At 52.9% G+C, this 6329-nt stretch carries 6 protein-coding genes and 1 rRNA gene (1 of these 7 running past the window's edge); 2 read left to right on the top strand and 5 right to left on the bottom strand.

From position 1 onward, the window contains the following. A 23S ribosomal RNA gene (locus tag RGB73_RS20040) occupies positions 1–1063 on the top strand; it begins 1956 nt to the left of the window's first position. Between the two features lie 164 nt (positions 1064–1227). Here the strand turns inward: RGB73_RS20040 and RGB73_RS20035 are convergent. Continuing rightward, positions 1228–1596: a hypothetical protein gene (locus RGB73_RS20035; RefSeq protein WP_310764517.1), complete on the bottom strand. Its 369-nt coding sequence runs from the start codon at positions 1594–1596 to the stop codon at positions 1228–1230. A 225-nt stretch (positions 1597–1821) separates the two neighbouring features. On the opposite strand from RGB73_RS20035, the gene amrA reads away from it, so the two are divergent. Continuing rightward, on the top strand, positions 1822–3138 hold the full coding sequence (gene amrA, locus RGB73_RS20030; RefSeq protein WP_310764516.1) for an AmmeMemoRadiSam system protein A: 1317 nt from the start codon (positions 1822–1824) through the stop codon (positions 3136–3138). A gap of 133 nt (positions 3139–3271) precedes the next feature. Here the strand turns inward: amrA and RGB73_RS20025 are convergent, their stop codons facing one another. The 4 genes from RGB73_RS20025 to RGB73_RS20010 form a co-directional block, all read right to left on the bottom strand. Beyond that, positions 3272–3673, bottom strand: coding sequence for a hypothetical protein (locus tag RGB73_RS20025; protein WP_310764515.1), 402 nt, complete (start codon positions 3671–3673; stop codon positions 3272–3274). A gap of 329 nt (positions 3674–4002) precedes the next feature. Next, the gene (locus RGB73_RS20020) at positions 4003–4359 is read right to left on the bottom strand and encodes a hypothetical protein (RefSeq protein WP_310764514.1); all 357 of its coding nucleotides are present in this window, start codon (positions 4357–4359) and stop codon (positions 4003–4005) included. 175 nt (positions 4360–4534) lie between these two features. Then, entirely contained in the window at positions 4535–5818 is a 1284-nt protein-coding gene (locus RGB73_RS20015; RefSeq protein WP_310764513.1) for an MFS transporter, read from the bottom strand. 22 nt (positions 5819–5840) lie between these two features. Beyond that, positions 5841–6257 (bottom strand): MarR family winged helix-turn-helix transcriptional regulator, encoded by a 417-nt coding sequence (locus RGB73_RS20010; RefSeq protein WP_310764512.1) that lies wholly within the window; start codon positions 6255–6257, stop codon positions 5841–5843. Positions 6258–6329 lie beyond the last annotated feature (72 nt).

The raw sequence follows: 6329 nt of genomic DNA, 5'->3' as shown, positions 1-6329 counted from the left end.
GAACGTGAGCGCAAGCTTGGGTTCGGTGGGCCGAGGCGAAGCTTTGAACCGAAGCCCCAGTAAACGGCGGCCGTAACTATAACGGTCCTAAGGTAGCGAAATTCCTTGTCGGGTAAGTTCCGACCCGCACGAAAGGCGTAACGACTTGGGCGCTGTCTCGGCAAGAGACCCGGTGAAATCATAATACCTGTGAAGATGCAGGTTACCCGCGACAAGACGGAAAGACCCCATGGAGCTTTACTGTAGCCTGGTATTGGAACTTTGTGCATCATGTACAGGATAGGTGGGAAGCTGAGAAGCAGGGGCGCCAGCCTCTGTGGAGCTGTCGGTGGGATACCACCCTTGATGTACGGAGTTTCTAACTCGTCGCCCTCATCGGGCGAGAGGACCATGCCAGGTGGGCAGTTTGACTGGGGCGGTCGCCTCCCAAAAGGTAACGGAGGCGCCCAAAGGTTCCCTCAGAATGGTCGGAAATCATTCGTAGAGTGTAAAGGCAGAAGGGAGCTTGACTGCGAGACCTACAAGTCGAGCAGGGACGAAAGTCGGGCTTAGTGATCCGGTGGTTCCGCATGGAAGGGCCATCGCTCAACGGATAAAAGCTACCCTGGGGATAACAGGCTTATCTCCCCCAAGAGTCCACATCGACGGGGAGGTTTGGCACCTCGATGTCGGCTCATCGCATCCTGGGGCTGAAGTAGGTCCCAAGGGTTGGGCTGTTCGCCCATTAAAGCGGTACGCGAGCTGGGTTCAGAACGTTGTGAGACAGTTCGGTCCCTATCTGTCGCGGGCGCAGGAAGTTTGAGGAGAGCTGTCCTTAGTACGAGAGGACCGGGATGGACGCACCGCTGGTGCACCAGTTGTCACGCCAGTGGCACAGCTGGGTAGCTATGTGCGGACGGGATAAGCGCTGAAAGCATCTAAGCGTGAAGCCCCCTCCAAGATGAGACTTCCCACAGCGTTAAGCTGGTAAGACCCCTCATAGACGATGAGGTTGATAGGTTCGGTGTGGAAGCGCGGCAACGCGTGGAGCTGACGAATACTAATCGGTCGAGGGCTTATCCACACAATCCTTTCATACATGCGTATTCAGTTTTGAAGGAATGAAGCGAAAAGACTTGATGATCACAGGATCATCAGGTCTTTTTTTATTGAATGGTTAATCTCTCTCAGTAAAGATTTTCAGGTAATGACCGCCACCGATCATATGATGATCCTGTTCCTAAATTGCTAACTCATATATTCAGCCGTATAGGAATTTGTACCAGCGTGAACCGAAAGCAAGGTATTGGCGTACCCCACCAAGCGATTGACGATCTCATCCACCACTGCGTAGACAAACGGATGAAGCGCAGGGTCGTAGAGCCGGGGGTCGTCGAAAATAACGGTGGTACTGATGAATACATCCCGATTTCCATACAGATCGTAATGAATGAACACTTTACCGCACGCGCCTTCTGTCTGGGGATCTTGGTATCCTGGCAGAAAAAAATACCATTCCTCAGCGGTTGCTGAACGGAAATTTTTGGTGAATTTCAGACCGTCTATCGCTTCCTCTGTCTTTTTCCTCAGCTCAGGGCTCATTAGAATGTCTGACAATTTCGTTTCCTCCTTCTTTCCCTTGCTCTCAGTATGAAGAAAGAACGAAAAATCCATCCAAGGGTCGTGCTGTATTTCTCTTGAATGGGAAAAGAATAAGGGAATCAGGGACCCATATGCACAAAGAAAAAGGAGCCAATTATGCGATCACCCATTTGTTTTGGCACATTAATGCCCCATCCGCCTCTTTTGATCCCATCCATTGGAAAAGAAGAGATCAAGCTGGTGCGACAAACAAAGAAAGCCATCCAAGATGTGAGTAAAGAGATCATCGAAAGCGAGCCCGACGTCGTGGCAATCATTTCCCCACATGGACCGATGTTCGAGGATGCCATTGCGATTATGGATGGGGATTTCCTAGCCGGTGATTTGAAACCGTTCGGTGTCGATTTGCAGTACAGGGCGGCTAATGATCGGCAGCTAGCGAGAGCGATAGCAGAGCATGGAAAGAAGGAAGGGGTACCGATCGTCCTCCTGGAGGAGCGGCTGAAAAAGAATTTCCAGGATCACGATGAATTGGATTATGGGGCAATCGTCCCTTTTCACTACCTTCGGGAAGCGGGGTACGAAGGGAAAGTAGTCCTGCTTTCACCGGGATTCCTCCCGATTGAACGGATCTATGCAGCGGGAATGAGTGTACGAAAAGCAATCGAGCAGCTAGGACGAAAAGCAGTGATCATTGCTAGCGGAGATAACTCTCATGCTTTGCAAAAAGATTCACCCGCCGGGTCAACTGAGGAAGGAAGAGCTTTCGATGCCCTGCTCCAGAAAGCGATTTCCTCTTCCGACTGGGTGAGCTTGTACGAATTGGACCCGAGTTATTTGGAACGAGCAGCGGAAGATACTCTCGGCTCACTCTTTCTTCTCTTGGGAGCCTTTGACGGATGGGCGCTTTCGGGAAATTCCTTGTCATACGAGGCTCCCTTTGGAGTGGGGTATACCGTTGCGACCATGTATCCGGCAGAAGCTGCTGCTCCTTCGTTGCTCAAGGCCATGAAAGACATCAGGGAGTCCAGAATAAACCGCGTCCGCAAGCAAGAATCCGAGTACACGCGTCTGGCGCGCACGGCTGTTGAAACGTACGTGAGAGAGAGCCAAGTCATTCAATTAGCCGCGTTACCATCGAATTTCGCAGAACAGGCGGGTTGCTTTGTCTCCATCAAGCAAAATGGAAGATTGCGCGGCTGTATCGGGACGGTGCGACCATCGGCGGAGAATCTTGCGGAGGAAATCATTCAAAATGCGATTGCAGCTTGCTCCCAGGACGATCGCTTTTTTCCTGTGGAAGAAGAGCTTGCCGAATTGACCTACAGCGTGGATGTCCTGGAACCGGAGGAGGAGGTAACGGGTACAAATCAGCTGGATCCAAGCGTCTACGGTCTGATTGTGACAGATGGCGAAAGGAGCGGGCTTCTCCTGCCAAACCTCGAAGGGATCCATACGGTTGAGGAGCAAATTCGATACGCCAAGGAGAAGGCGGGCATTCCGCCCGAGCAGCAGAGTATAAAGATGTACCGGTTTCGTGTTCAGCGCTATGTGTAATCTTGCTCCGAACGGGTAACGGCTGGTTCCCCTGAACGCACGGGAGAAAATGAGGAGCCTCGCCTGATTTGTTCAGTCTGTACTTCGGGGAGTGGTGTTTAGGGTTATGTGACACTCCGGTAAACGGAGACGATCACTCTTTCTTGCCCTCCCCATCCATTCTTTTCAATAACACAAATTCTCCAGACCACATCCGCGAAGTAACCACCATCTTTTCATCCCCACGCACAAAGAAGTACCCGGCCCCTTCCTGAGAAACAAACGTCCAGCCAGCTGCCTGCATCTCCGCCTTCATCCTCTCCGCCGCCTGATCCTGCGGAGATTTGGCTCCATACCAGACGGCATCGTTCTCGGTCGTCAATTTGACGATCCCCTCATCCGACTCTCGCAGCATCTTCCATATTGCCTGTTTGGATCCAGATGCAAAGGGAAGGGCGGGATACAGAAAGGCGGGAGGGGAGGTAAGAACGACAATAAAGACACCAACCACCAAAACCAAAAGACTGCCAAGCAAAAGACCTGCTTTACTCCGCATTTCGAATCTCCCCATCTTATCTATCGCAATTTTCCAAACCACTTCCATTCATCCTGTATACCGCATCTTCCAAACGTGAAGGCGGACGAGCTGCTGGTGCTGAAAGCAAAAGACCCAAAGCAAGTAGAGCTAGGCCATTAAGGAAAAGGCGCAAAAGCGAGTCGAATAGCAGTTGAGCAACTTCAGAAACGATCGCCCAGAGCAATACCATCTCGTGGAAAAATATGTACGGAAGGCAAGCGGCCGGGTGGTCCTGTTCGCGGTCTCCAAAGACGCCGTCAAATCGAAGAGGCGCAGAAGGAACGCACTTCAGTTTCCCGGCCCCGTCTTTAGTTGTTCAACCGCCTGCGGATTTCTGCGGCGACCTGTGTCGGATTGTCGATTTGAAAGATGACATAGTGATAGTTTGCATGCCCCTCCAATTCGAGGATGACGAGATTTTCCCGTTTCTCGTAGGAGAGGAAGTACCACTCGTTGGCATACTTGAAGCTGCCTTCATAAATGTTGAGCGGCGCAAGCGACGTGCCGGGCATCCGGAGCATCCACTTGGGGGCGTCAAAGTCATCCACGCGGACTCGTTTGATCGTGTGATAAGGAATGGCGACTTTTCGCTTGAGAGCGAAAAATCCGAGCAAGCCACCTAGCACAAGAACGAATTCGGAATCATGGAAATGGACGGTTCGCATCGGTCACGCTCCTTTCTCTTTGCCATTGTAACAGAATGGGAGGTGGAAGAGAAAGGGAGCCTCGGGGTATTTGCAAAGGAAGAGGGTCTTCAGGAAGGCGTACATGCAGGCCAAGAGCCCGTCTCCGCAGCGGCAGGACGGGCTTCTCGGTTGCATCGGTTTGTAGGGGATCAAGTCAGGCTGCTTCACGACTCTTACCCGCAGCCGTCGTCTCCGGCATCATGAGATTCAGGACGGCGGCTACCGCCAGCAAAAGAACGGAGAGGTAGAAGGCGAGCGTGTAATCACCTGTTCGTTCATAGAGCATCCCCGGCAAGTAGGCCCCCAGCGCGGAACCGGCCTGATGGCTCAGGAACAGCCAACCCATGACCAGGCCCATGGAATAGCGCTGGAAATGCTGTGTGGCCAAGAGCTGGGTAGGCGCTACCGTCGCGAAATCCACGAGCCCGAACGAGATCGCAAACACGAGTAAGAGCCATGGATGTGCAACAAAGATGAGGAGAAGCTCGGGATCGCTCACAAACACGAGCAAAAATCCGATGGAAACGGCTCGTAAAGCGTAGAGCATCGCCAAAAACTTCCGGCTGCTCCAGCGGTCCGCAATGAAGCCGGACACTAACGTACCCAGCGTGTTGAAAGCAGCCAGCAGGCTTACGGCAGAGCCCGTCATGGCTGTAGAAAACCCGCAAAGCTGGGCGAATGGAATCAGGTGAGTGTCCATCAATCCGGTGGTGGTGAATCCGCAAATAAAGAAGGGCAGAATCAAATACCAGAAAGTCCTGGAGCGGAAGATGTCCCGGACCGGCAAATGACCAGCGGAAGTGGACGGAGGATCCGCGCTGTCCTGCACCTGTGAGCCTCCGATGGGCTGCAGGCCCTTTTCGGAAGGGTGATTCCGCAAAAAGATCAGCAGGACAGGTAAAATGACGATCAGCAAAAAGAGACCGAGCACTCCGACAGCCATGCGCCAGTCGAACCATTGAATAAAGTAAAGCGAAGCGGGAACGATCAGCATTTGCCCGACGCTGAAGCCGGCTTCCAGTACCCCGAACGCGAGACCGCGCCTTTCGTTGAACCAATTCGTGACGACGACAGTGGCTGCGACGTTGGATGCTCCACCCACGCCGATCGACGCCACCACTCCGTAGAGCAGGAACAATTGCCATGGAGACGTGATCCATTGCGTAAGTAACATGCTCAGGCCGACCAGCAGCGTACTCGCGAGAAGAATGGTGCGCGCCCCGAAGCGGTCGATCAGCCTGCCGGCAATCGGCTGGGAGATCCCGTAGATGAGAAAGCTGAGGGTGGAGACGAGGGAAATGGTACCGCGATCCAGAGAAAATTCGTTTTCCCACGGCTCGATGAAGGCGCCGAAGGAGAGCCTTGTGCCCTGTACGGCCAATAAAGCTGCGAATGTGACGAGCAAAATGATCCAAGCATAATGCCATTTTCTATTCATCTGTCTCAACCGTCACCCTTCCTTAGCTTAAGCCCAGTCGGGTCAGCATGGTTTTCAACAGCTTCGCCTCTTCCTCGCTGAAAATGGAGAGGGCTTCCTGATTCACGGCATCGCTCACCTGATTGAGCGGTTTCTCCAGCTCCTTGCCGCGCGGGGTGAGGAAAATCAGATTGGTACGGCGGTCGTTGGGATCGGAACGCCTCTCGATGAGGCCCATTTTTTCCAGGCGATCGAGCACACCCGTCACGGTGGCTCCATCCAGGCGCAGCCTTCCTCCCAATTCCACTCCCTTCTGCCCGTCCTTTTCCCAGAGAGCATGCAAGAGGATAAATTGCACGGGAGTGACTCCGTACGGGGAAAGGGCGGCCTTCTCCAATTGCCAAACCTTTTGATACGCTTTTCCCAGCAGAAAACCATAGCAATCTTCAATGCGATCCATAGCTGCCTCCTTGCTCCTTTTGAGCGTCAATCTTGTTACGAACAGGATACCATGCACACGAATCATTTGTAT

The organism is Brevibacillus brevis, from assembly GCF_031583145.1.
GTDB lineage: Bacteria > Bacillota > Bacilli > Brevibacillales > Brevibacillaceae > Brevibacillus > Brevibacillus brevis_E.
The sequence above is the reverse complement of the archived record's forward strand: the minus strand, read 5'-3'. Positions and strand labels throughout refer to the sequence as shown.

Coding starts and splice junctions, on each gene's coding strand:
- RGB73_RS20020 (WP_310764514.1), bottom strand. CDS start 4,359: ATGCGAACCGTCCATTTCCATGATTCCGAATTCGTTCTTGTGCTAGGT.
- RGB73_RS20010 (WP_310764512.1), bottom strand. CDS start 6,257: ATGGATCGCATTGAAGATTGCTATGGTTTTCTGCTGGGAAAAGCGTAT.
- RGB73_RS20025 (WP_310764515.1), bottom strand. CDS start 3,673: ATGCGGAGTAAAGCAGGTCTTTTGCTTGGCAGTCTTTTGGTTTTGGTG.
- RGB73_RS20015 (WP_310764513.1), bottom strand. CDS start 5,818: ATGAATAGAAAATGGCATTATGCTTGGATCATTTTGCTCGTCACATTC.